20 protein-coding genes and 3 pseudogenes are annotated in these 25,548 nt (G+C 57.7%); 10 read left to right on the forward strand and 13 right to left on the reverse strand.

Annotated features, from left to right (window positions below; genetic code table 11):
• Window positions 1–72: 72 nt before the first annotated feature.
• Both putA and AU509_RS19145 read left to right on the forward strand, forming a co-directional pair.
• Window positions 73–3,280: pseudogene (putA, locus tag AU509_RS12975) on the forward strand (bifunctional proline dehydrogenase/L-glutamate gamma-semialdehyde dehydrogenase PutA); the annotation flags it as partial.
• Window positions 3,281–3,377: 97 nt separating this feature from the next.
• On the forward strand, window positions 3,378–3,824 hold the full coding sequence (locus AU509_RS19145; RefSeq protein ID WP_457920373.1) for a proline dehydrogenase: 447 nt from the start codon (window positions 3,378–3,380) through the stop codon (window positions 3,822–3,824).
• Between the two features lie 50 nt (window positions 3,825–3,874).
• On the opposite strand, the gene AU509_RS12980 is transcribed toward AU509_RS19145, so the two are convergent.
• Complete coding sequence (locus AU509_RS12980; RefSeq protein ID WP_085651702.1) at window positions 3,875–4,366, reverse strand: YajQ family cyclic di-GMP-binding protein; 492 nt, start codon at window positions 4,364–4,366, stop codon at window positions 3,875–3,877.
• A 190-nt stretch (window positions 4,367–4,556) separates the two neighbouring features.
• Between AU509_RS12980 and panE the strand changes: the two genes are divergently transcribed.
• Complete coding sequence (panE, locus tag AU509_RS12985; protein ID WP_085651701.1) at window positions 4,557–5,465, forward strand: 2-dehydropantoate 2-reductase; 909 nt, start codon at window positions 4,557–4,559, stop codon at window positions 5,463–5,465.
• On the forward strand, window positions 5,428–6,018 hold the full coding sequence (gene yajL, locus AU509_RS12990) for a protein deglycase YajL (protein ID WP_094118533.1): 591 nt from the start codon (window positions 5,428–5,430) through the stop codon (window positions 6,016–6,018). The genes panE and yajL overlap by 38 nt, the downstream gene beginning before the upstream one ends.
• 56 nt (window positions 6,019–6,074) lie before the next feature.
• Here the strand turns inward: yajL and thiI are convergent, their stop codons facing one another.
• Window positions 6,075–7,523: a tRNA uracil 4-sulfurtransferase ThiI gene (gene thiI, locus AU509_RS12995; RefSeq protein ID WP_085651699.1), complete on the reverse strand. Its 1,449-nt coding sequence runs from the start codon at window positions 7,521–7,523 to the stop codon at window positions 6,075–6,077.
• Between the two features lie 237 nt (window positions 7,524–7,760).
• Between thiI and xseB the strand changes: the two genes are divergently transcribed.
• The 3 genes and pseudogenes from xseB to dxs all read left to right on the forward strand — a co-directional run bounded on the left by xseB (window position 7,761) and on the right by dxs (window position 10,819).
• On the forward strand, window positions 7,761–8,003 hold the full coding sequence (gene xseB / locus AU509_RS13000) for an exodeoxyribonuclease VII small subunit (protein ID WP_085651698.1): 243 nt from the start codon (window positions 7,761–7,763) through the stop codon (window positions 8,001–8,003).
• A gap of 9 nt (window positions 8,004–8,012) precedes the next feature.
• The gene (ispA, locus tag AU509_RS13005) at window positions 8,013–8,924 is read left to right on the forward strand and encodes a (2E,6E)-farnesyl diphosphate synthase (RefSeq protein WP_094118534.1); all 912 of its coding nucleotides are present in this window, start codon (window positions 8,013–8,015) and stop codon (window positions 8,922–8,924) included.
• Window positions 8,925–8,957: 33 nt separating this feature from the next.
• Window positions 8,958–10,819, forward strand: a pseudogene (gene dxs, locus AU509_RS13010) (1-deoxy-D-xylulose-5-phosphate synthase).
• 106 nt (window positions 10,820–10,925) lie between these two features.
• Here dxs and pgpA read toward each other — a convergent pair.
• From pgpA to nrdR, 6 genes are all read right to left on the reverse strand, one after another.
• Complete coding sequence (gene pgpA / locus AU509_RS13015; RefSeq protein WP_085651695.1) at window positions 10,926–11,441, reverse strand: phosphatidylglycerophosphatase A; 516 nt, start codon at window positions 11,439–11,441, stop codon at window positions 10,926–10,928.
• Window positions 11,422–12,396, reverse strand: coding sequence for a thiamine-phosphate kinase (gene thiL, locus AU509_RS13020; RefSeq protein ID WP_085651694.1), 975 nt, complete (start codon window positions 12,394–12,396; stop codon window positions 11,422–11,424). Before thiL ends, pgpA begins: the two co-directional genes overlap by 20 nt.
• A gap of 61 nt (window positions 12,397–12,457) precedes the next feature.
• Window positions 12,458–12,871 carry a transcription antitermination factor NusB gene (nusB, locus tag AU509_RS13025; RefSeq protein ID WP_085651693.1) on the reverse strand — a complete coding sequence of 138 codons (414 nt, stop codon included), beginning with the start codon at window positions 12,869–12,871 and terminating at the stop codon, window positions 12,458–12,460.
• A gap of 25 nt (window positions 12,872–12,896) precedes the next feature.
• Window positions 12,897–13,373 carry a 6,7-dimethyl-8-ribityllumazine synthase gene (gene ribH / locus AU509_RS13030; protein ID WP_026738812.1) on the reverse strand — a complete coding sequence of 159 codons (477 nt, stop codon included), beginning with the start codon at window positions 13,371–13,373 and terminating at the stop codon, window positions 12,897–12,899.
• A 119-nt stretch (window positions 13,374–13,492) separates the two neighbouring features.
• On the reverse strand, window positions 13,493–14,608 hold the full coding sequence (gene ribD / locus AU509_RS13035; protein ID WP_085651691.1) for a bifunctional diaminohydroxyphosphoribosylaminopyrimidine deaminase/5-amino-6-(5-phosphoribosylamino)uracil reductase RibD: 1,116 nt from the start codon (window positions 14,606–14,608) through the stop codon (window positions 13,493–13,495).
• Between the two features lie 43 nt (window positions 14,609–14,651).
• Window positions 14,652–15,101, reverse strand: coding sequence for a transcriptional regulator NrdR (gene nrdR, locus AU509_RS13040; RefSeq protein WP_026738810.1), 450 nt, complete (start codon window positions 15,099–15,101; stop codon window positions 14,652–14,654).
• A gap of 451 nt (window positions 15,102–15,552) precedes the next feature.
• Here nrdR and mgtA point away from each other — a divergent pair.
• Together mgtA and AU509_RS13050 are read left to right on the forward strand one after the other, a co-directional pair.
• Window positions 15,553–18,253: pseudogene (gene mgtA / locus AU509_RS13045) on the forward strand (magnesium-translocating P-type ATPase).
• Window positions 18,254–18,482: 229 nt separating this feature from the next.
• Window positions 18,483–19,058, forward strand: coding sequence for a DUF3251 domain-containing protein (locus AU509_RS13050; RefSeq protein ID WP_094118535.1), 576 nt, complete (start codon window positions 18,483–18,485; stop codon window positions 19,056–19,058).
• 114 nt (window positions 19,059–19,172) lie between these two features.
• Here AU509_RS13050 and secF read toward each other — a convergent pair whose 3' ends face one another.
• The 5 genes from secF to queA all read right to left on the reverse strand — a co-directional run bounded on the left by secF (window position 19,173) and on the right by queA (window position 24,752).
• Complete coding sequence (gene secF / locus AU509_RS13055; RefSeq protein ID WP_027063691.1) at window positions 19,173–20,141, reverse strand: protein translocase subunit SecF; 969 nt, start codon at window positions 20,139–20,141, stop codon at window positions 19,173–19,175.
• Window positions 20,142–20,151: 10 nt separating this feature from the next.
• Window positions 20,152–21,999, reverse strand: coding sequence for a protein translocase subunit SecD (gene secD, locus AU509_RS13060; protein ID WP_085651688.1), 1,848 nt, complete (start codon window positions 21,997–21,999; stop codon window positions 20,152–20,154).
• A 29-nt stretch (window positions 22,000–22,028) separates the two neighbouring features.
• Entirely contained in the window at window positions 22,029–22,364 is a 336-nt protein-coding gene (gene yajC / locus AU509_RS13065; RefSeq protein WP_026738805.1) for a preprotein translocase subunit YajC, read from the reverse strand.
• Between the two features lie 93 nt (window positions 22,365–22,457).
• Entirely contained in the window at window positions 22,458–23,588 is a 1,131-nt protein-coding gene (gene tgt, locus AU509_RS13070; RefSeq protein WP_085651687.1) for a tRNA guanosine(34) transglycosylase Tgt, read from the reverse strand.
• A gap of 93 nt (window positions 23,589–23,681) precedes the next feature.
• On the reverse strand, window positions 23,682–24,752 hold the full coding sequence (gene queA / locus AU509_RS13075) for a tRNA preQ1(34) S-adenosylmethionine ribosyltransferase-isomerase QueA (RefSeq protein ID WP_094118536.1): 1,071 nt from the start codon (window positions 24,750–24,752) through the stop codon (window positions 23,682–23,684).
• A gap of 116 nt (window positions 24,753–24,868) precedes the next feature.
• Between queA and AU509_RS13080 the strand changes: the two genes are divergently transcribed.
• A complete protein-coding gene (locus AU509_RS13080) occupies window positions 24,869–25,468 on the forward strand; it encodes an acyl carrier protein phosphodiesterase (protein ID WP_094118537.1) in 600 nt (199 codons plus the stop codon).
• Window positions 25,469–25,548 lie beyond the last annotated feature (80 nt).

Consider the following 25,548-nt stretch of genomic DNA (forward strand, 5'->3'; position numbering starts at 1 on the left):
CGGCTGCTTTCCCGCCGTAGACTAAGATTAAGTAACGTGAGGTTTATTATGGCTATCGATATCGCAAGAGATGAGGTTATGGACAGAGAAAAAATTTCGCCGTTCGCCGAGCTATCAGCGCATTGGACCTCCAGAGATGACAAGAGAAAAGCCATCGCGCAGGTCTGGGACCAGCCAGAGCAGGAAGTGGTGTCCTCTCTGTTTGATACCCTCGACATACCTGACGAAACCGACCACAAAATCCACCAGTTAGCCCATTCATTGGCCTCATCGTTACGCAAAAAGAAAGTCAGTAAAGATCGCGAATCGATGATCCAAAACCTATTGCAGGAGTATTCCCTGTCCTCACGGGAAGGCGTTGCGCTGATGTGTCTGGCCGAAGCCTGCTGCGTATCCCGGATGACGATACCCGCGACTTATTGATTCGCGACAAACTCTCGGGCCAGAACTGGAAATCTCATTTAGGCAAAAACTCGTCGCTGTTTATCAACGCAGCAACATGGGGACTGCTCGTCACCGGTTCGGTCGTCAGTTACGGCGACAAACACGCCTTATCTCACAGCGTGAATAATATTATCGCGACCGCCTCTTCCGCGCTGATCCGCAAAGCCATGGACGTCGCCATGCATGTCATGAGCGAACACTTCGTCACCGGAGAAACCATTTCACAGGCGCTGCAATCGATAACCCGCATCGAAAAAGCCGGATTTACCTACACCTTCGACATGCTGGGCGAAGCGGCGTTGACCCAGAAGGACGCCGACAACTACGTTCAACGCTGTCAGGAGGCGCTGCACGCCATTGGCAAGCACAGCCGAGGGAGAGGGATTTATGACGGCACCGAGTTTTCACTCAAACTCTCGGCGCTGCATCCCCGCTATACGCTGCACCAGTATGAACGGCTGTTCAGCGAACTGTACCCGACGTTGAAGTCGCTGGTGCTGCTCGCCAAATCCTATGACGTCGCGATTACGATCGATGCCGAGGAAGCCGACCGGTTGGACGTCTCGCTGGATCTGCTGACCCAGCTGTGTCAGGAGCCCGAATTACAATCGTGGAACGGCATCGGTTTTGTCATTCAGGCCTACCAGAAGCGCTGCTACAGCGTCATCGGCTACCTGAAAGATCTGGCTCGCCAAACCCAGCGACGCCTGCGGGTGCGTCTGGTCAAAGGCGCTTACTGGGACAGTGAGATCAAACGCGCGCAGGTCGCCGGGCTTGACGCGTATCCGGTGTTTACGCGCAAGGTCTACTCCGACGTTTCCTATCTGCCTGCGCGAACGCCCTATTGTCGGAGCCGGACCTGTTTTATCCCCAGTTCGCCACGCACAACGCGCATTCGCTGGCGGCCATCTTTTATCTGGCGGGGGAAACCTTTACCCCGCATCAGTACGAGTTTCAGTGCCTCCACGGCATGGGCGTTCCGCTCTACCGGGAAGTGGTCGGCGCGGACCACCTAAATCGTCCTTGCCGTATCTACGCCCCGGTGGGCTCGCACGAAACTCTGTTGCCCTATCTGGTCCGCCGGTTGCTGGAAAACGGCTCCAACAGCTCCTTCGTGAATCAGATAGCCGACCCGGAGGTTTCGCTCGACAGTCTGATCGCCAGCCCTGTCAATACCGTCGCCGCGCTGGCGAAAACGGAACACCAGCTGGGATTGCCCCACCCTCGCATTCCGTTGCCGCGAGATATCTACGGCGCGGCGCGTGAAAACGCGCGGGGACTGAACCTGTATAACGAAGCCTGCTTGCACGAGCTATTCACGACCCTGGCACAGCGCGCGCAGGAAAAGATCCACGCGCAGCCCATCACGGCGACAGGCTCTCCGCTCGCGTCGCCAATCGATATCATCAATCCGGCTGATCCGCACGATGTCGTGGGCACCGTCTGCGAAGCCACCCCCACCGATGTGTCCCATGCTCTCGAGGCAGCGCAACAGGCGACGCGCCAGTGGGCTGCCATTTCTCCGTCGATCCGCGCGGAAAAATTGATCCGCGCCGCCGAATTGATGGAGCAACGCATCGGCGAACTCATCGGCGTGTTGGTCAGAGAGGCGGGCAAAACCTACAGCAATGCCATCGCCGAAGTTCGCGAAGCCGTGGATTTTCTCAACTATTACGCCCTACAGGTTCAGCAGACATTCGATAATGACAGCCACGTCCCCTTGGGCGTCATCGTTTGCATCAGCCCCTGGAACTTCCCTCTGGCCATTTTCACCGGCCAGATAGCCGCTGCGCTGGCGACCGGCAATACGGTGATTGCCAAGCCGGCCGAGCAAACGCCGCTGATCGCCTACCTCGCCGTGAATATCCTGCATGAAGCCGGTATTCCCAACGATGTCTTGCAGATGTTGCCAGGGCGCGGCGAAACCGTCGGAGCGCCGCTGATCGCCGACGAAAAGGTCAAAGGCGTCATGTTCACCGGCTCTACCGCCGTCGCCCTGTCAATCAACCAACAGATTGCGGGACGTCTGGATGAAGCCGGGCGCCCGATCCCCCTCATCGCGGAAACCGGCGGCATCAATGCCATGATCGTGGACTCGTCCGCGTTACCGGAACAGGTCATCATCGACTGTATGACTTCCGCGTTTGATAGCGCCGGTCAGCGCTGCTCGGCGTTAAGATTGTTATGTATCCAGAATGACGTCGCCGAATCGCTGCTCGAAGCCTTGCGCGGCACGATGGTCGAATATCAGATGGGTAACCCTGAACAGCTCTCAACGGATATCGGCCCGGTTATCGATGAAGAGGCGATGGGCGCCATCCGCGCGCACATCAGCGCGATGCGCGATAAAGGTTTTCCTGTCTTTCAGGCTAGTCACACCGCGATGCGCGACGTCACAGACGACGCTCAGGGGTACTTCATCACGCCTGCACTTATCGAAATCAACGCCATCGAAGACTTGAAAAAAGAGGTATTCGGTCCAGTGCTGCACGTGCTGCGCTATGACAGCCGCCAGTTGCCGGAGCTGGTGAATAAAATCAACGCATTGGGTTATGGTCTCACCTTCGGCATTCACTCTCGCATCGACCGCACCATCAACAAAGTGGCGGAAAGTATCGACGTGGGAAATGTGTATATCAACCGCAATGTGGTAGGCGCCGTCGTCGGCGTTCAGCTTCGGGGGCGAAGGACTCTCCGGCACCGGGCCCAAGGCGGGCGGGCCGCTGTACCTGTATCGTCTGCTGAGCCAGTGCCCTGCCAATGCCTCGCTGCAAGGCTTACGCTACACTGCGGTTGCCGGCCCGGAAGCCCTGCCGACGAAGCCCGGCGTCTTTAACGCCCATACGGCGCTGCAGGCTTGGGCGGAACAGCAGCAAAACAGCGAGCTGCTGCAATGTTGCAAAACGTTCAAAGAAAACAGCGCGGGCTATACCGTGAGCGCCCTTCCCGGTCCGACCGGCGAAGACAACGACTATCGGCTTTTGCCTCGAGAACGGGTTTTGGGGGTAGCGTTGAATCCACAGGACTTGCTGATCCAACTGGCGGCCGTCACCAGCGTAGGAGGCAAAATGCTGTGGCCGGACACCTCCGTGAACATTGCGCTCTATGAGAAACTGCCCGCCGACGTGAAAGCGGTGATCGATATTACGCCGGTCTCTACGCTTTACGAACAGCCTTTCGACGCGGTGATCCATCACGGCAACGCTGTATCGTTGCATAACGTCTGCACCCAGCTGGCTGCCAGACACGGCCCTATCGTATCCGTGCAGGGGCTAAGCAGCGGAGACAGCGCGATTCGGCTTGAACGCCTGCTGATTGAGCGCGCGATCTGCACCAATTCGGCAGCGGCGGGAGGCAATACGCGTCTGATGACGCTTTAAAACGAGAAAGGCCAGCATAGCTGGCCTTTAGCTTCTGTCGGGAAGTCCGCTTAGTCGCGGAAATTATTGAACTGGAAAGGCTGACCCAGATCCGCGCCGCGCACCAGCGCGATCACGTTTTGCAGGTCGTCGCGGGACTTACCCGTCACACGTACCTGTTCGCCCTGAATCTGCGCCTGCACTTTCAGCTTGCTGTCTTTGATCAGCTTGACCAGCTTCTTCGCCTGGGCAGTCTCAATCCCCTGCTTCAGACCGGCTTCCACGCTGTAGGTTTTACCGCTGTGCTCAAGCTCTTCAGGCACGTCTACCGCACTCCCTTCGATACCGCGTTTAGCCAGTTTCTCCCGCAGAATATCCACCAGCTGTTTAACCTGAAAATCTGACTCGCTCGCCATCTTGATGGTTTGCGCTTTCTCATTCAGATCAAAGCTGGCGGGTACATTGCGGAAATCCCAGCGGGTGCTCAGCTCGCGTGACGCATTCTCCACCGCATTGCGGACTTCCTGCATATCAATTTCCGAAACAATATCGAAAGATGGCATGATTTATCTCCTGACACAAAAAGGCTGCCGAGCATGATACCCGCTCGCCGGTCATAAGCAAAATGGTCGCCGGAGCCTGACAGAGACCGCCCTCCATAGGCGGCGAATACGGCGGACAAAACAATGGCCGATGGCTTATCATGTATAAAGTGATGCAGATCACATTTTCATTTTCACCTGGGAGAGAGGCATGAAAATTACCGTCCTCGGCTGCGGCGCCATCGGGCAACTCTGGCTCGCCGCTCTTCATCAGCAAGGGCACGACGTCCAAGGCTGGCTGCGCATCCCCCGTCCCTACTGTCCGGTGAATGTGATCACGCTCAACGGCGAACACTGCAACCTGAACTTGACCGCCAACGATCCCGATCATCTGGCGCAGAGCGAGCTATTACTGGTGACGCTGAAAGCCTGGCAGGTTTCCGACGCCGTCTCGTCCCTGCTGCCGCGTCTGCGTCCGAACTGTACGATCCTGCTGTTGCACAACGGAATGGGAACGTGGGAGGAACTGCCGAAGTTAACCCAGCCGGTGCTGGCTGGCATCACCACTCACGCCGCACGACGCGATCGCACTGCCGTCACGCATATCGCCGCAGGCACAACTCACATCGGCGGCGTCAACGGCATAGACGACCAGAGTTCGCTAGCGGACATTCTGCAGCAGGCCCTGCCGGACGTGGCCTGGCACAACAACATCACCGCCACCTGCTGGCTGAAGCTGGCCGCCAACTGCGTCATCAATCCGCTGACTGCGCTATACCGTTGCTCCAACGGCGAGCTGGCGTCTCGTCCGCAGGAACTGACGTCGCTATGTCAGGAGATAGCGCAGGTGATGGACCGGGAGGGGCTGCACACCTCGACCGAAAGCCTGTTAATCTATCTCTATCAGATTATCCACAACACGGCGGCCAATACCTCATCGATGCTGCAGGATATAATCGCGCAGCGGCACACCGAGATTGATTACATCACCGGATACCTGCTGAAACGCGGTCGAGCTCACGGCTTAACGCTGCCGGAGAACCGCCGCCTGTTCGAACAGATTAAGAAAAAGGAGAGTGAATATGAGCGCATCGGTACTGGTTTGCCTGGCCCCTGGTAGCGAGGAAATCGAAGCGGTCACCACCATCGACCTGCTGGTCAGAGCCGGTATTCAGGTGACCACCGCCAGCGTCGCCAGCGATGGCGATCTGAACATCACCTGTTCGCGCGGCGTGCGTATTCTGGCGGAGGTTCCGCTGGTCGCCGTAGCCGATCGCGCCTTTGACGCGGTGGTCTTGCCGGGCGGTCTGGAAGGCGCCGAGTGTTTTCGCGACAGCCCGCTACTGATTGAGCGCCTGCGCCAGACGCACCTGGAAGGCAACATCGTCGCCGCGATCTGCGCCTCGCCTGCCATTGTGCTGGAGTATCACCAGCTCTTCCCGGTCGGGAACATGACCGGCTATCCGGGGCTGAAATCGCAGATCCCGGAAGAGAAATGGCTGGATAAACGCGTCGCGTTCGACCCACGCGTCAACCTGCTGACCAGCCAGGGACCGGGCACCAGCATCGACTTCGCCCTGAAGCTGATTGACCTGCTGGTCGGCAAGGCCAAAGCAGCCGACGTCGCCGCTCAGCTGGTGCTGCCGCCGGGCATCTACAATTATCAGGATTGATATTCCATGCATAAAAAAAGGCGCCAAGGCGCCTTTTTTCTATCGCTTAACCGGATTCAGGGGCGATAAACCTTCACGTTATTAAAGCCCTGCTCGCGCAAATAGAGCGCCTGCAGACGGCTCATCACGCCGCGTTCGCAGTAGAGCAGATAGGTTTTGCTCTGATCCAGATCGCCAAACTGGGTCGCCAGTTTGTAGAACGGCAGCGACTTGATGTCGACCTGTTCCAGCGACAGCGGGCGATCGTCCTGTTCGTCTGGAGAGCGAATATCCAGCAAGATGTCGTTAGCGGCGAATGCATCTACCGTTTCGACTTCCACCACGTCCTGCGTGGTCTGTTCGGCGATCTCACGGATATCCAGATTGCGGGCTTCACTCACGACGCGATCGAGAATATCGAAGTCGAACTGACTCTCTTCGTGCTCGATTTTGGCTTTCACCGCTTTCACCGTTGGGCTTTTTGAGATCACGCCGCAATATTCCGGCATGGTCTTGGCGAAGTCTTCGGTGCCCAGTTGGCGCGCCATATTGATGATGTGCTCTTTATCGTGCGAGATCAGCGGACGCAGGATCAGCGTATCCGTCGCGTTGTCGATCATACGCAGGTTGGTGAGCGTCTGGCTGGATACCTGTCCCAACGCCTCACCGGTCACCAGCGCCTGCACGCCGTAGCGTTCGGCCACTTTCGACGCCGCCCGCACCATCATGCGTTTCAGTACAACGCCCATCTGACCGTCGTCGACTTTCTCCAGAATTTCGCCGACCACCGGTTCAAAATCGATGGCGACAAAGCGAACGCGATGCGAGCTGCCAAAACGGTTCCACAAATAGTGAGCAACCTGTTTAACGCCGATTTCATGCGCGGCGCCGCCCAGATTGAAGAAGCAGTAATGCACGCGGCAACCGCGACGCATCAGCATGTAACTGGACACGCCGGAGTCGAAACCGCCCGAAATCAACGACAGGACATCTTCCTGCGTACCAATCGGGTAGCCGCCGATGCCTTCATAGCGACCTTTAATCAGCAGCAGGCGATCCTGCTCGATTTCCAGATGCACGGTGAACTGCGGCGAGGTCAAATTGACCCGCGCGCTTTCGATGTGCTGGTTCAGGCCGCCGCCGACATAGCGCTCAACGTCCTGAGAGCTGAAGTCGTGCTTGCCGCGCCGTTTAACGCGCACGCAGAAGGTTTTGCCTTCCACCTGATCGCGGTACATGGCTAGCGTTTGCTCGAAGATATTGTGCAGATCGGTATAGTCGTGCTCTTCCACTTCGAGGACGTGGTGAATCCCCGGAATACGCGTCAGGGCATCGCGTATAATGGCGCGCTGGCTTTCGTCTTGAGCACGAACTTCGATATGATCCCAGTGACGGACAACCGCCAGCGTTTCATCATACTGTTTTAAAACGTTTCGGATGTTCCCTGTGAGGATTTTGATAAAGCGCAACCGCACAGATTGGCTTTTGATGGTGATTTCCGGGAACAATTTAATGATAAACTTCATGGTGGCTGTCGTTACTTGATCGTAAAGGCGTAAATAATTTTACCCTAAGGCTAAAATCACGTTATTGGTAATAGTGTCGTTGCTCCGGCAGTCTTACCAATAGCATCCAGGGCGCGGAGTATATCACTTAATTGCGGCATACGGCGCGCCTTAACCGCACAAATGCACGATGCGGAACGACGAACGACGGCCACCCTTTTGCGCGCCGATACGTAGGAACAGGACCCAAAACCGACTATGCCGAAAAAAAACGAACCACCCGTTAGTTTCGAGAATTCGCTGAACGAACTGGAACACATCGTCGCCCGCCTCGAGTCGGGCGATCTGCCGTTGGAAGAGGCGCTGCAGGCGTTTGAACAAGGTATCCAGCTGGCGCGCCAAGGGCAGTTGAAGCTGCAGCAGGCGGAGCAGCGCGTGCAGATCCTGCTTAACGATGAACCTGAAGCGGCCCTGACGCCTTTTACCCCGGATAACGAGTAGAGTCACGTCATGACAGAATTCTTTGAGCAACTGCGTGCCCACCATCAGCGCACGGACGCCACGCTGAGCCGGTTTATCGCCGACCTGCCATTTCAGAATACTCCTCTGGTTGAGGCTATGAGCTATGGGGCATTACTGGGGGGTAAACGGCTGCGTCCGTTTCTGGTCTATACGACCGGTCAGCTTTTTGGCCTCAAGCTGGAAAGTCTGGATGCGCCAGCGGCGGCCGTCGAGTGCATACACGCCTACTCATTGATTCATGACGACCTGCCCGCCATGGACAACGACGATCTGCGTCGCGGGCAGCCGACCTGCCATATTCGTTTCGGCGAAGCCAGTGCGATTCTGGCCGGAGATGCGCTGCAAACGCTGGCGTTTTCGATTCTGGCGGATGCGCCGATGCCGCAGGTCAGCGACCGCGACCGTCTGGCGATGGTGTCCGAGCTGGCGCAGGCCAGTGGCGTCGCGGGCATGTGCGGCGGCCAGTCGCTGGACTTGATCGCCGAAGGACATCAGGTTGATTTAGCCGCGCTGCAACAGATTCACAGCCATAAAACCGGAGCGCTGATCCGGGCCGCCATACGGATGGGCGCTCTGGCCGCAGGCGACGCGGGCCGACAGGCATTGCCCTGTCTCGACCGTTACGCCGCCGCCATCGGATTAGCATTTCAAGTACAGGATGACATCCTGGATGTCATCGGCGACAGCGCCACCACCGGCAAACGCCAGGGAGCCGATCAGCAACTGGGTAAAAGCACCTATCCGGGGCTATTGGGGTTGGATGAGGCGAAAGACAAGGCGCGACGTCTCTATCAGGACTCGCTGGAGGCGCTGGACGATCTGGTCAAAGTCAGTTCCCTTGCACTGGACGTTGCGCCGCTGCGGGCGCTGGCGAGTTACATCGTTGAACGCGATAAATAATTTCAACATAAGACACCGCTTAATGAGTATCCGATGACCCTTGATATAGCGAAATACCCAACGCTGGCGCTGGTGGAAAACCCGGACGAACTGCGCCTGCTGCCCAAAGAAAGTCTGCCGAAACTGTGCGATGAGCTTCGGCAATACCTGTTGGACAGCGTGAGCCGTTCAAGCGGGCATTTTGCCTCCGGTCTCGGTACGGTGGAATTGACGGTGGCTCTGCACTACGTCTACAACACGCCGTTTGATCACGTGATTTGGGACGTAGGCCATCAGGCCTATCCGCACAAAATTCTGACCGGACGACGCGATCGTATTGCGACCATCCGGCAGAAAGGCGGCCTGCACCCGTTCCCCTGGCGTGAGGAGAGCGAGTTCGACGTACTAAGCGTCGGTCACTCCTCTACGTCCATCAGCGCCGGTATTGGCATGGCGGTCGCCGCCGATCGTGAAGGTCTGGGGCGGCGTACCGTGTGCGTAATTGGCGACGGCGCCATCACCGCCGGGATGGCGTTCGAAGCATGAACCATGCGGGCGATATCGACCCGGATATCTTGGTAGTGCTCAACGACAATGAAATGTCGATTTCCGAAAACGTCGGTGCCCTGAATAATCATCTGGCGCAGTTACTGTCCGGCAAGCTGTACTCCACGCTGCGCGAAGGCGGCAAAAAGGTGTTGTCCGGCATGCCGCCCATCAAGGAACTGGTTCGCCGCACCGAAGAACATCTCAAGGCGATGGTCGTGCCCGGCACGTTGTTCGAAGAACTGGGCTTCAACTACATCGGCCCCATCGACGGCCATGACGTCAACGTGCTAACGCAGACCCTGAAAAACATGCGGAGCCTGAAAGGGCCGCAGCTGCTACACATTATGACCAAGAAAGGCCGCGGCTATGCGCCCGCCGAGCAGGATCCGATCAGCTGGCACGCCGTGCCTAAGTTTGATCCGGCCAGCGGGATGCTGCCAAAGAGCAAGGAAGCACTGCCGACCTACTCCAAAATTTTCGGACAGTGGCTCACGGAGACCGCTGCGGGCGACAGCAAGCTGATGGCGATCACGCCAGCCATGCGGGAAGGCTCCGGGATGGTCGAGTTTTCTCGCCAGTATCCCAAACAGTATTTCGACGTAGCGATCGCCGAACAGCATGCGGTAACCTTCGCGGCCGGATTAGCGATAGGCGGCTACAAGCCGGTCGTCGCGATCTACTCCACCTTTTTGCAGCGGGCCTACGATCAGGTCATTCACGATGTTGCGATTCAGAAGCTGCCGGTCCTGTTCGCGATCGACCGCGGCGGCATCGTGGGCGCCGATGGGCCGACGCATCAGGGCGCGTTCGACCTTTCGTTCCTGCGCTGCATCCCCAATATGGTGATCATGACGCCGAGCGACGAGAATGAATGCCGCCTGATGCTGCATACTGGCTATCACTATCAGGATGGGCCGGTGGCCGTTCGCTATCCGCGCGGCAGTGGTCTGGGCGTCGAGCCGACGCCGCTGACATCGATGGCGATCGGCAAAGGCATTGTGCGTCGTGAAGGCGAGAAGCTGGCCATTCTGAACTTCGGGACGCTACTGCCCGAAGCGCGTGAAGCGGCGGAAAAGCTGAATGCGACGCTGGTAGATATGCGTTTTGTCAAACCATTGGACATCGAGCTGCTTGAAACGCTAACGGCAAACCACGACGCGCTGGTGACGCTGGAAGAGAATGCGGTGATGGGCGGAGCAGGCAGCGGCGTGAACGAGTGGGTGATGGCGAATCGTCGACCCGTGTCGGTGCTGAATCTGGGCCTGCCGGATCGGTTTATCTCTCAGGGATCGCAGCAAGAGGTCCGCGCCGACCTAGGTCTGGATGCCGCGGGTATTGAGAAAAGCATTCGAGACTGGCTGGCCTAATCACAGGCTAAGCGCTGATTCCTCGCCGACGCAACAGCGTCAGGCGGGGAATCGGCAAAAGAAGTAATAAACCGGGACGGGCTCGTGCGCTAGCGATGGCGCGCATTTACCACGGCAGAGAGTGGCCGAGCAGATAGATGATGGCCGCGGCCACGACGCCAGCAATCACATCGTCTACCATAATTCCCATTCCGCCATGCACGTTACGGTCGAACCAGCGAATGGGCCACGGCTTCCAGATATCCAGCACGCGGAACAGCACGAATCCGGCAGCAACCCAGCCCCAATGCATGGAAGGCAGCGCCATCAGGGTGATCCACATTCCAACGAATTCGTCCCACACGATGCTGCCGTGATCGTGAACGCCCATGTCTTTCGCGGTACGCTGACAAAGGTACACGCCGATACCAATGCTGAGCATGACCAGCAGCGAGTAGAGCTGCCACGGCAGCAGAATCATCAGGTACCACAGCGGGATCGCCGCCAGCGATCCTACCGTTCCCGGCATCCAGGGCGATAAGCCACTCCCCAGCCCGGTCGCCAGAAAATGCCACGGGTTCAGCATTCGCAGACGGCTTTTCGCCTCACGCGAGCCTTTATTTTCACTCACCAAAGTGGTCATAGCCTTTGAGGTCGATATCGACGGGTTCGTCGTGTTGGAAGAAACGCAGCCCTTCGGCCGCCGGACACATCTGTCCGATGCAGGTATAGCGCACGCCGAGGTGGCTAAGCGCCAGATCCAACGCGCCGCGATTGAGCTCCGGCACGGTGAAGCAAAGCTCATAGTCCTCTCCCCCGCCCAACGCCCAACGCCCGGCGCAATCGGCATCCACCGACTGCTGCAGCGCTTCGGAGTACGGCAGCATATCCAGATTGATATGCGCGCCGCATTCGCTGGCGGTGAGGATATGGCGGAGATCGGAAGCCAGGCCATCGGACAGATCGATGGCGGAATGCGCCAGACCACGTAGCGCCTGCCCTTGCAAGATGCGTGGCTGAGGTCGGAGATGACGTTGTAACAGGAAGCGTCGCCGTTCGTCGTCCTCGACCTGCAGGCGATCCTGCAAAATGGCCAGGCCCGCAGCGCTGTCGCCCAACGTTCCTGTCACGTAGATCCAGTCGCCGACATGCGCGCCATCACGACGCAGGGCGCGTCCGGCCGGAACCAGTCCCTGAATCGTCATGGTAATACTGAGCGGACCGCGGGTAGTGTCGCCACCAACCAGCTGCATGTCATAGTAATCAAGCAGTTCGAACAGGCTATCGCTATAGGCCTTCAGCCAGCCGCTGTCGATAGACGGCAGCGTCAAGGCGAGGGAGACCCATGCCGGATCGGCACCCATAGCGGCAAGATCGCTCAGATTGACGGCCAAAGATTTGAAGGCCAGGTCCGCCGGATTGATATCCGGCAGGAAGTGTACGCCAGCAACCAGCGTATCCGTGCTGACGGCCAGCTGCGTTTTATCAGCCACCGTCAGCAACGCACAGTCGTCTCCGATGCCCAGTTCCACGTCCCGGCGCGTTGTTCTCACCCGGTCAAAATAACGGGCAATCAGATCGAATTCACCAGCAACCATATCTCGTCCAGACCGTACCGAAGCTTAAACTTTCGGGACGGGTAATCCGGTCCCGAATGACTTATTTTTTACGCAGATGTGGGGCTGCTTTATCCAGCACGCCGTTGACAAACTTGTGGCTGTCTTCAGCGCCGAACACTTTAGCCAGTTCGATGGCTTCATTGATGGCCACTTTATACGGCACATCATCGCGACGGCTCAGTTCAAAGACCGCCAGACGCAGGATCGCTTTTTCCACCTGACCCAGTTCTTCCAGCTTGCGGGACAGGTATGGCGTCATTAACTCATCCATACGCTCGGCCTGCGTCGCCACCCCGGTCAACAGCTCGCGGAAATAGGTGATGTCAACGCCTTTGACATCCTGCTCGCTCAGGAATTCTAGTTCAACATCGGCAATATCATTTTTAGATAACTGCCAGGAATAAAGCGCTTGAACCGCACATTCACGGGCGCGGCGACGAGCAGCAGGTTTCACGGAAATACCCCTTACTTAATCAGGCTTACTTGATAGCGTGTAATACATTAATCATTTCAAGCGCGGTCAACGCAGCTTCTGCGCCTTTATTACCCGCTTTGGTGCCGGCGCGTTCGATAGCCTGCTCAATGCTTTCAGTCGTCAGTACGCCGAAAGCCACGGGAATGTCGCTGTTCATGGCAACCTGCGACAAACCTGAGCTGCATTCGCCAGCCACAAATTCAAAATGGGCTGTCCCACCACGGATCACCGTTCCCAGCGCCACCACGGCATCGTAACCGCCGTTCTGAGTGCTTTTGGTCAACGCGCGTACCGCTAGCGGTAGTTCGTAGGCTCCCGGCACCCATACCACGGTGATGTTCTCTTCCTTCACCTGGCCGATGCGTTTCAGAGCGTCAACAGCGCCTTCTAACAGGCTGTCGTTGATGAAATGGTTGAAGCGGGCAATTGCAATCGCCACGCGGGCATTAGGAGTAGCAACAACACCTTCAATAACGTTCATAGCTTTCCTTTGACTGGTTTAAGTGCCCCGCAGGGGGGCGGATTCTATCATATTCTTCCGGCGTCGTGTCCGGTTTTGTCAGCCGATATTTTGTACAGCGAGTCGCCTGTAGCGCCGCCTCAGGACTGCGGTTTAAGCGTCAGACGCAGATCGGGACCGACTTGCGCCACCTGCGCCAGCGAAAACTCAGGCGCCTGGGACAACAGAGACAATCCCGGCAAGACGCAGAGCGGACGCGCGGCCTCGCCCAGCAGCTTCGGCGCGAGGTAGAGCAGCACTTCGTCCACCACATTGGCACGCAGCAACGCACCGGCCAGCCGTGCGCCCGCTTCGACCCACACCGAGTTAATCTCGCGTTTGCCCAGCAGCATCATTAACGCCACCAGATCAACCCCTTCGCCCTGCAATGGCAGCGCCAGCTGTTCTACCGATGACGGCCATGCCTGCGCATCGGCCTTCTGACGCGCCAGCCAGGTCGACCCCGGCTGCTGAATCAGACGATGACGGAAGGTGACGCGTTCCTGACTGTCGACGACCACCCGGACGGGCTGACGCAGCTGATCCTGCGGATACGCCTGCTGCATCTCGGGATCGAATTCTTCCCAGCGTACGGTCAGAGAAGGATCGTCCGCCAGCACCGTCGCGCTGCTGCTCAGGATGGCAGAGCTTTCGGCGCGAAAACGCTGTACATCCTGACGCGCCTGCGGCGACGTAATCCACTGGCTTTCGCCGGAAGCCATCGCCGTGCGGCCATCCAGTGACGCCGCCATTTTGAGCTGTACAAAGGGCAATCCGGTACGCATGCGTTTGAGAAAACCGCGATTAAGCTGCTCGGCTTCCGCCGCCATGACCCCATAGCTGACGTCAATACCGGCCTGATGCAGTCGCGTCAGCCCTCGTCCGGCGACCTGTGGATTGGGATCCTGCATCGCGGCGACAACCCGCGTTACGCCAGCGGCGATCAAGGCATCCGCGCACGGCGGCGTACGTCCGTGATGACTACAGGGCTCCAGCGTAACGTAAGCCGTCGCGCCGCGCGCGCGCTCACCGGCCATGCTCAGGGCGTGGACTTCCGCATGGGGACCGCCCGCTTTCTGATGATAGCCTTCACCAACGATCTCGCCGTCGCGGGCGATCACACAGCCGACGTTGGGATTGGGCGCAGTGGTGAAACGCCCCCGGCGCGCCAGTTCCAGCGCCCGAGCCATATAAAATTCATCCGACGGTAGTGTCATTCCCAGCCTCTCTTCTCAACGCCGACTGTGCGGCATGACGGGGTTAATCCTGCAGACGGGCGATCTCTTCCCCGAACTCTCGAATATCTTCAAAGCTGCGGTAAACCGAGGCAAAGCGGATGTAGGCGACCTTATCCAGCTTTTTCAGCGCATCCATCACCAGATTACCCAGCATCTTCGCGGTCACTTCCCGCTCGCCAGTGGCTCGCAGCTGCGATTTGATGTGATTAATCGCCATTTCCACGTCATCGGAGCTGACCGGCCTTTTTTCCAGCGCTTTCTGCATACCGCTGCGCAGTTTGTCCTCATTGAAAGGCTCTCGCACATCGTTGCTTTTGATGATACGAGGCATCACGAGTTCCGCCACTTCGAAGGTGGTAAAACGTTCGTTGCATACCAGACACTGACGACGTCGACGTACCTGTGCTCCCTCACTAACCAACCGGGAATCAATCACTTTGGTATCAACCGCAGAACAAAATGGGCAATGCATAACCTTTCCCGCTCCCTCCGTTTATCGTGAGAATAGTTTACCCTGAATTAACCGCCTAACCCAGTCTCCTTGTGGCGCAACGCGGCCAAGTGGGCCTCCCGGCCATCGGTTTAGATTGGGTTGAGGATCGATCTGCTAGTTTGAGACTCCGCAAACTGGCGCCCGCCGTTCAACGGCTATTGCCTAAGCTGAAATTCGCCTTCTGACCCCACGCTCGCGTCGTCAGGAATGGCATCAACCCCGGAGAAATGTGATGGAACCAGAACCTCACCCTGCTCAGGCAGGACTTCTTCGGTAAGACAGCCCTTTTTCTCGCTGCCTTACCGACCAATAAGTAAGGCAGCGACGTTCACCTATCGTCCCTGCTCATTCTATGATGCCGACGCGCCGGTGGCATTCCCCTGCGCGTCATCACGCTGCGACGTTATAACGTCGTGGCGGAGGGACTGTTATGCTATTGACACGCCTCACCCGGCAGTGGCTCGTTCAAATTAGCCGCCATCTGCCTTCTCGTTTGTTCCACCGCGCGCCGATGCCCGACGGTCAGGCGAACGCCATACCGGAACGTCTCGCCCGTCAGTGTCATCACTACGCCTGGCTGAGTGAGGACGCGCTCTATCAGGCTTTTGACAGCCATCCCGAAGGCTGATGCCTAACGAAGTCCGTCAGGCTCGGCTGACCTACGGTGAAAATCAGATCCCCGGCGAGCAAGCCGCGCCCTGGTGGCTGCATTTGTGGCGCTGCTACCGCAATCCTTTCAACCTGCTGCTGACGTTGCTGGCGCTGATTTCCTACGCCACGGAGGACCTGACCGCGGCGCTGGTCATTGGGCTGATGGTGCTGATCTCGACGCTGCTTCACTTTGTTCAGGAAGCACGCTCGGGCAAAGCCGCCGACACGCTGAAAGCGATGGTCAGCAATACCGCCACCGTCCTGAGATGCGATGAGCAAACCGGACGCAGCGAATATCAGGAAATTCCGCTGGATCAGCTGGTGCCGGGCGACCTCGTCAAGCTGGCGGCGGGCGACATGATCCCGGCGGATCTGCGTGTGTTGCAGGCGCGCGATCTGTTTATCAGTCAGGCCTCGCTGACCGGTGAGTCACTGCCCGTGGAAAAAGTCGCGCACAGCCGTCTGGCGAAAAACGCCCCCGCATTGGAAAGCGATACCCTGTGCTTCATGGGCACCAATGTCATCAGCGGCACCGCGCAGGCGATCGTTATCGGCACCGGCGCCAATACCTGGTTCGGCCAGATGGCAGGCCGGATAACGCTTCAACCCGAGCAGGAAAACGCGTTCCAGAAAGGCATCAGCCGCGTCAGCTGGCTGCTGATCCGCTTCATGCTGGTCATGACGCCCATCGTGCTGGTCATTAACGGCTACACCAAAGGCGACTGGTGGGAAGCGGCGCTGTTCGCGCTATCGGTCGCCGTCGGCCTGACGCCGGAAATGCTGCCGATGATCGTCACCTCGACGCTGGCGAAAGGCGCGGTAAAACTCTCTCGCCAAAAAGTGATCGTCAAACGTCTGGACGCCATTCAGAACTTCGGCGCGATGAATATTCTCTGCACCGACAAGACCGGCACGCTCACACAGGATCGCATTGCGCTGGAAAGTCATACCGACGCGTTCGGGCGCTGCAGCCAAAAGGTGCTGCGTCTGGCGTGGTTGAACAGCGCGCATCAAACCGGGCTGCGCAACCTGCTCGATCAAGCCGTACTGGAAGGCGTTTCCAATAAAGAGCAGCACGACATTCTTTCCCGCTGGCGCAAAGTGGACGAAATTCCGTTCGACTTCGAGCGCCGCCGCATGTCGGTCGTCGTCGCCGAAAACGATCGGGAGCATCAGCTGATTTGCAAAGGCGCGCTGGATGAAATGCTGAGCGTCTGCTCCTCAGTGAGACTCGGTGAAGACACCCTAATGCTGGATGAGGACCGGCTGCTGCGGATCCGTCATCTCACCGACGATTGGAATCGCCAGGGTCTGCGCGTGGTCGCCGTCGCCAGCAAGGTGATCGACGCCGAGCCGCGGGATTATGCCCGCGCGGATGAGTCCGATCTGATTCTGGAAGCTATATCGCTTTCCTCGATCCGCCGAAAGAAAGCACCGCCCCGGCGTTGAAAGCGCTGAAAAACAGCGGGATCACGGTCAAAATTCTGACCGGGGACAGTGAACTCGTGGCCGCCAAGGTCTGCCGCGACGTCGGCATCGACTGTTCGGAGACGTTGATCGGCAGCCGCCTCGATGAGATGACCGACGAGGAGCTTTCGGCTCAGGCAGAAACCACCACGCTGTTTGCCAGGCTGACGCCGATGCACAAAGAGCGCATTGTGCGTCTGCTGCGAGCGCGGGGACATGTCGTCGGCTTCATGGGCGACGGCATCAACGACGCCCCCGCGCTTCGCGCGGCGGACATCGGTATCTCCGTCGACTCTGCGGTGGATATCGCCCGGGAAGCGGCCGATATCATCCTGCTTGAAAAAAGCCTGATGGTGCTGGAGCAAGGGGTCATTGAAGGCCGCCGAACCTTCGTCAACATGTTGAAATACATCAAGATGACGGCCAGCTCCAACTTCGGTAACGTGTTCAGCGTGCTGATCGCCAGCGCATTTCTGCCGTTCCTGCCCATGCTGCCGCTGCATCTGCTGATCCAGAACCTGATGTACGATATTTCCCAGATCGCCATCCCGTTCGATAACGTGGACGATGAGCAGATTCGCCGCCCGCAGCGCTGGAATGCCGGAGATATTGGTCGATTCATGGTGTTCTTCGGTCCGATCAGCTCTATTTTTGACGTGATGACGTTCGCTTTGATGTGGTGGGTCTTCCAGGCCAACACGCCGGAGATGCAGACGCTGTTCCAGTCTGGCTGGTTTGTTGAAGGACTGCTGTCGCAGACACTGATCGTACATATGATCCGTACCCGTAAGATCCCGTTCATTCAGAGTCGACCGTCATGGCCGCTGGCGATGATGACGCTGCTGATTATGGCGACGGGGATCGCGCTGATTTTCTCACCGCTGGCCGGGTTCCTGGAGCTACAGCCACTGCCTCTGAGCTATTTCCCATGGCTCATCGCCATTCTTTGCGGCTACATGATGCTAACGCAGGCGATGAAAGGCTTCTTCGCTCGCCACTACGGCTGGCAGTAACCACCCGACGCAACGGCTGCGCCCGCTCCCCTTTTTCGGGCGCAGCCCCCTCCTCTTCCTCGCGTTTCTGTCCTGCCACTGGCTGACGATGCTCCGTTTTTATTCCACATCCGCTATTATCTGTCGCAGAACACTGACTTGGCGATGACCCCGACTCGGCGTCCGCTCCCCACGACGACACGCCCCAGCCTTTAAGGTCTGTTCGCCGTTTCTGAAGGAGACTCTTTCAATGACCATCCGTTTCCGCCTGCTAACTTTACTGCCGACGATGATCGCGCTGGCAGGCTGTGCTCAGCAGCAGCAACTGCCTCAGGTGCAGCAAGAGATCCGCCAATTGAATCAGCGGTTGCAGACGCTGGCTGAACAGGCCGCGGCGCTTGAGCGTCAAAATACCCTGAACGCACACTCCAGCGCGGGCGTTTATCTGCTGCCGGCGGCCAAAAACTATGCGCTGGTGGACAGCGCGATCGGCCGACTGAGCGTCTCTCTCAGCCATGTTTCGCAGGAAGCCAGCGGGACATACGCCCAGTTGCATATCCGACTGATCGACGGTGGGACGCTACCGAATTTCCGCGCACATCTGGATTGGGGCGAACTAGACGCCTCTGGAAAGCCGCTGACCAATGGCGCGCAGACCCAGTCCTTCGCCGTGTCGCAAACGCTGGTTCCCAAATGGGAAGCCGCCATCGCGCTGCGCCTGACCGGCCTGCCGCCTGAACAACTGGGTTTCATTCGCCTGTACGATATCGAAAAGGTCGCCGGCGTTGCGCCGCAGCCGGGCCAAATTTCCTCCCCGGCGCACTAACGAGTGGGTTCGATTGCGGGCATCATCTCGCCCGCGCCTTTCTGCCGCACACCGTCACTCAAGCCCAAAAAAAACCCGCCTTCCGGCGGGTTTTTTGCGTATCGAAAGAGAATGTTACGGTAACAGCGACGGCTGGTCCGCCCCTTCTTTCTCGACTTTCTGCTGAATCATGTGCTCGCGCTTCATGCCAAGCTTCAGCGCCAGTGCGGACGCGACGTAAATCGAAGACACCGTACCAATGGAGACGCCGATCAGCATCGCCAGCGAGAAGCCTGACAGCATCGCACCGCCGAAGATATACAGCATCAGCACCACCACCAGCGTGGTGGCGGACGTCATAATGGTACGGCTCAGCGTTTGCGTCAGCGACACGTTCATGATCTCGTACGGCGTACCGCGGCGGATCTTACGGAAGTTCTCACGGATACGGTCGGAGACCACGATGCTGTCATTCAGCGAGTAACCGATGACCGACATCAGCGACGCCACGATGGTCAAATCGATTTCGATCTGAAACAGCGACAGCACGCCCAGCGTGATGATGACGTCATGCGCCAACGCGATAACCGCGCCCAGCGCCAAACGCCATTCAAAACGGAAGCCGACATAGATCAGGATGCAGATCAGCGCCGCCAGCAGCGCCATGCCACCCGCCTGCGCCAGATCGTTACCCACGCTCGGCCCCACGAACTCGATACGTTTCACTTCGCCGTGCTGGGAGGTGCTCTGGTTAATCACGTTCAACACCTGATTACCCAACTCCTGCCCGGAGTTGCCGACGTTCGGCGACATACGCACCATCACGTCGCGGCTGCTGCCGAAGTTCTGAACCAGAGGGTCGGCAAAGCCGGCTTTCTCCAGCGCCTGACGCATTTCGTCCAGATCGCCCGGTTTTTCCAGATGAATTTCAATCACCGTACCACCGGTGAAATCCAGTCCCCAGTTGAAGCCGCGAGCGCCGATCAGCACCAGCGAAATCACCAGCAGAATCCCCGAAATCAGGAACGCCAGATTGTCCCAGCGCATAAAGTCGATGACTTTACGGCCGTAGTTGAGTTGCTCAACAGTATATTCCTGTGCCACAACGCACTCCTCAGATAGACAGCTTGTTAATGCGTTTACCGCCGTAAAGCAGGTTCACGATGGCACGGGTACCGACAATCGCCGTAAACATCGAGGTCGCAACCCCGATCGTGGTGGTGATAGCAAAGCCTTTAATCGAGCCGGTACCGACCGCATACAGGATCACGGCAGTGATCAGGGTCGTCACGTTGGCATCCACGATACTGGAGAACGCGCCTTTATAACCCTCATGGATCGCCTGCTGCACCGTACGCCCGTTTTTCAGCTCTTCCTTGATACGTTCGTTAATCAACACGTTCGCATCGACCGCCACCGCCAGCGTCAGCACGATACCGGCAATCCCCGGCATGGTGAGCGTCGCGCCGGGCAGCAGAGACATGATCCCGACAATCAGCACCAGGTTCGCGATAAGCGCGGTCGTCGCGATAATCCCGAATTTACGGTAGTAAACCACCATAAACACGATGGACGCGATCAGGCCCCACAGACAGGCTTCCAGACCCTGAGTGATGTTCTGCATCCCCAGCGTCGGGCCAATGGTCCGCTCTTCGACGATCTGAATCGGCGCAATCAACGCACCGGCGCGCAGCAGCAGCGACAGCTGGCGAGCTTCGTTCGGATTGTTAATGCCGGTGATACGGAAGCTGTTGCCCAGGCGAGACTGGATGGTCGCGACGTTGATGACCTCTTCCTGTTTCTCCAGAATCGCGCGGCCAGTGGCATCTTTCTTACCGCTGTCCTTATATTCCACGAACAACGTCGCCATCAGTTTGCCGATGTTGTCCTTGGTAAAGTTGGACATCATGTTGCCGCCGGCGCTGTCGAGAGAGATGTTGACCTGAGGACGGTTGTATTCGTCAGAGCTGGACGTGGAATCCGTGATGTGGTCGCCGGTCAGAATCACGCGCTTGTACAGCACGACAGGACCGCCTTCACGCATCTGTTTCACTTCTGAGTCACCCGGTACGCGTCCGCTGGCGGCGGCCGTTGAATCCACGTTGGAGTTGACCAGACGGAACTCCAACGTCGCCGTCGCGCCCAAAATTTCTTTCGCGCGCGCCGTATCCTGAATACCCGGCAGTTCGACGACGATACGGTCGGCGCCCTGACGCTGAACCAACGGTTCGGCAACGCCCAGCTGGTTTACACGGTTACGCAGAATGTTGATGTTCTGCTGAACCGCATACTCACGGGCTTCGCTCAGTCGCGCATCGCTCATGACCGCACGCAGCGTCGCGTCGCCATTGGCGTTGATCACCAGATCGCGGTGACGGGATGTCAGATAGCTAACGCCCTGATCGCGGGTCTGATTGTCGCGAAAGCGAATTTCGACGCCGTAGTTATCAATCTTGCGGACGGAAGCGTAGGGAATGTTTTTCTCACGCAGATCGCTGCGCAGGGAATCCATGGTTTGTTCCTGCAGCTTGCCCAGCGCGGTATCCATATCCACTTCCATCAGGAAGTGCACGCCGCCGCGCAGGTCAAGCCCCAGCTTCATGGGTTCAGCGCCCAACATTCTCAACCATTGCGGAGTGGCGGGAGCCAGGTTGAGCGCAACGACAAACTTGTCGCCCAGCTCGCCGAGCAGCGCTTCACGTGCGCGGAGCTGTACGTCAGGGTTGGAGAAACGAGCCAGTATCGCGCCGTTTTCAAGCGCAATCGACTTGCTGGAAAGATTCTGTTCTTTTAAGACATTCTGGACCTGGACCAGCGTAGACTCACTGGCGGCGGCACCCCGCGCGCCAGTGATCTGAATCGCCGGATCCTCACCATATAGGTTAGGAAGCGCATACAGCAGACCGACAAGAACAGCCACGATCAGCATGATGTACTTCCACAAAGGATAACGGTTCAACACGGTAGTTCCCTTTGGGAAAAGGCAAAAAATTACAGGGCTTTCATAGTACCCTTCGGCAGCACGGAGGCTACGAAATCACGTTTGATCACGACTTCGTTGTTTTCGTTCAGTTCGATGGCGATGTAGCCGTTCTCGGAGACTTTAGTCACACGACCTACCAGGCCGCCGTTAGTCAGCACTTCATCCCCTTTGCTGATGGAATCCATCAACTTTTTGTGTTCCTTGGCGCGCTTTTGCTGAGGACGCAGGATCATGAAGTAAAAAATCAGACCGAATACGACCAGCATGATGATCAGAGAGTAAGGGCTTCCCTGCGCCGGAGCCCCCGCTGTTGCTGCAACGGCATCGGAAATGAAAAGACTCATGTAAGTTTCCTCTTTATAAAAACGAAAAAGTGATCAAACCAAATAACGTCAAGGGAGCGACGTCCGCCGCCGCCCTCATACTGCTTATACGACTTATACTGCGTCAATCGCCGGCGGAACCGGCTTACCAAGACGCTGGTAAAATGCGGCGACAAAGTCATCCAATTTACCGTCTTCGATAGCCTGGCGTAAACCCGCCATCAGCCGCTGATAATAGCGCAAATTATGGATGGTATTGAGACGCGCGCCGAGTATTTCGTTACAGCGATCAAGATGATGCAGATAAGCACGGCTGTAATGGCGGCATGTATAGCAATCACATTCGGCATCCAGCGGCGCGGTATCATCCTTATGCTTGGCGTTGCGAATTTTCACCACGCCATCGGTCACAAACAGGTGACCGTTGCGGGCGTTGCGGGTCGGCATCACACAGTCGAACATATCTACGCCGCGTCGCACGCCTTCCACCAAGTCTTCTGGCTTACCAACGCCCATCAGGTAACGGGGTTTGTCTTCCGGAAGCTGAGGGCAGACGTGCTCCAGAATGCGATGCATATCCGCTTTCGGCTCGCCGACCGCCAGGCCGCCCACAGCGTACCCATCAAAACCAATGTCTACCAGCCCTTTTACCGACACATCTCGTAAATCTTCGTAAACGCTGCCCTGGATGATGCCGAACAACGCATTGCCGTTGCCCAGCTCGTCGAAGCGCTGACGGCATCGCTTCGCCCAGCGCAGCGACATTTCCATTGAGCGTTTAGCGTAGTCCCAGTCGGCAGGATATGGCGTACATTCGTCAAAAATCATCACGACATCCGATCCCAGGTCGTTCTGGATTTCCATCGATTTTTCCGGGCTAAGGAAGATCGCATCCCCGTTGATCGGGTTACGGAAATGAACGCCTTCTTCGGTGATCTTGCGGATATCGCCCAGACTAAACACCTGAAAACCGCCGGAATCAGTCAATATCGGCCCCTGCCACTGCATGAAGTCGTGCAGGTCGCCGTGCAGTTTCATGATCTCCTGCCCCGGCCGCAGCCACAGGTGGAACGTGTTGCCCAGAATGATCTGCGCGCCCGTCTCTTTTACTTCTTCCGGTGTCATGCCTTTCACGGTGCCGTAAGTCCCCACCGGCATAAAGGCCGGGGTTTCAACTACGCCACGTTCAAACACCAGTCGTCCGCGGCGGGCACGACCATCCGTCGTAAACAATTCGTACTTCACTTAACCTCCAGCACCAGAGAAACAGTCTGATGTCGTTGTTGATGACCTATAAATAGGCACTGCTGGCGGCCTATACCGCCGGTAATCATCGGTTTATTCGCCGACGTGTTCCTGCTCTGCCTCGGGATTGCGCGTGATAAACATCGCATCGCCGTAGCTGAAAAAGCGTAGTTGCTCCGCCACCGCCTGACGATAGGCGTTCATGGTGTGACGGTAGCCAGCGAAAGCGGAGACCAGCATGATCAACGTGGACTCCGGCAGATGGAAATTGGTCACCAGCGCATCGATCACGCGATAGTGGTAGCCGGGATAGATGAAGATGCGAGTATCGCCGAAGAATGGAGCCATCATCGCCTCCGAGCTGGCCTGCGCCGCGCTTTCCAGCGAGCGGACGGATGTCGTGCCGACTGCAATCACCCGATTACCGCGCGCTTTACACGCCAGCACGGCATCCACGACGTCCTGCGGGACTTCCGCATACTCGGCGTGCATGACGTGATCTTCAATGCTGTCCACGCGTACCGGCTGAAAAGTGCCCGCCCCGACATGCAAGGTGACGAAGGCCATTTCGATGCCCTTGTCGCGCAGCGCTGCCAGCAGCGGTTCATCGAAGTGCAGACCGGCGGTCGGCGCCGCGACTGCGCCGGGACGCTGGCTGTAGACGGTCTGATACAGTTCGCGGTCGGCATCCTCATCAGGACGGTCGATATACGGCGGCAGCGGAATGTGACCGATATCGTTGAGAATGGTCAGTACGTCGCGCGGATCGTCGAAACGAATTTCGAACAGCGCATCCTGACGAGACAGCATCGTGGCCGCTACGCTTTCATCCTCGCCCAGCACCAGCTCCGCGCCCGGCTTGGGCGCCTTGGAGGCGCGCACATGCGCCAACACTCGATGTTCGTCCAGTACACGCTCTACCAGAACTTCCAGCTTGCCGCCGCTCGCTTTACGTCCGAACAGTCGGGCGGGGATCACGCGCGTATTGTTGAAAACCAGCAGGTCGCCAGGTTCCAGCTTGTCCAACAAATCGCTAAAGATGCCCAGAGACGTCTCTCCGCTCGGCCCATCCAGCGACAACAAACGGCATCCGCTACGCTGCGCCTGGGGATAATGGGCGATGAGAGACTCAGGGAGTTCAAACGAAAAATCGGCAACACGCATGACTATTCACTTAGCTATCTGACAGAGGGAAAAAGAGGCGGCCTAGTCTAGAGCCGGGAACGACCGGCTGCAAGAAATAAGCGGTCTGTGAGAGGAATTGCACTTATACTGCCGGGATGAATTTTCTCGCCCATCTCCATTTAGCCACGCTGGCCGACAGCTCCCTGCTGGGAAACCTAATGGCTGACTTTGTCCGCGGCAACCCCGACGGCATTTTCCCCGACAAGATCGTCGCCGGCATTCGGCTGCATCGCCGCATTGACAGCCTGACGGACAGCCTGCCGGAAGTTCGCGCCGCGTGCCGCTATTTCAGCGCAGATTATCGTCGCGTGGCGCCCATTACGCTCGACGTGCTGTGGGATCATTTTCTGGCGCGGCACTGGACGACACTGGTCCCCCACGTCACCTTGCCGCAATTCGTCGCCGACGCTCGCAGAGAGATCGAACCGCATCTGCCGGAAACCCCGGAGCGTTTCCGCAATCTAAACAACTACCTGTGGACCGAGCGTTGGCTGGAGCGCTATGCCGAGCTTCCGTTTATCGGCGAAGTCCTGTACCGAATGGCGCTGCGGCGTCCTCGTCTGGCCGCGCTGGCGGGTTCTTTCCAGGAGGTGGAGCGTCACTATCATCAGCTTGAAACACTGTTCTGGCAGTTTTATCCCGTCATGATGGAGACCGTAAAAAGCGGGCGGTTGTCATCAGCAGCGCCGCGCTAACCGGTCGACCTCGGAAAGCAATACCAATTGATGCAATAGGCAAAACCTATCTCATTGATTGGCCGACATTCCCTTTATTC

This window comes from Lonsdalea britannica (assembly GCF_002111595.1).
Lineage (GTDB): Bacteria > Pseudomonadota > Gammaproteobacteria > Enterobacterales > Enterobacteriaceae > Lonsdalea > Lonsdalea britannica.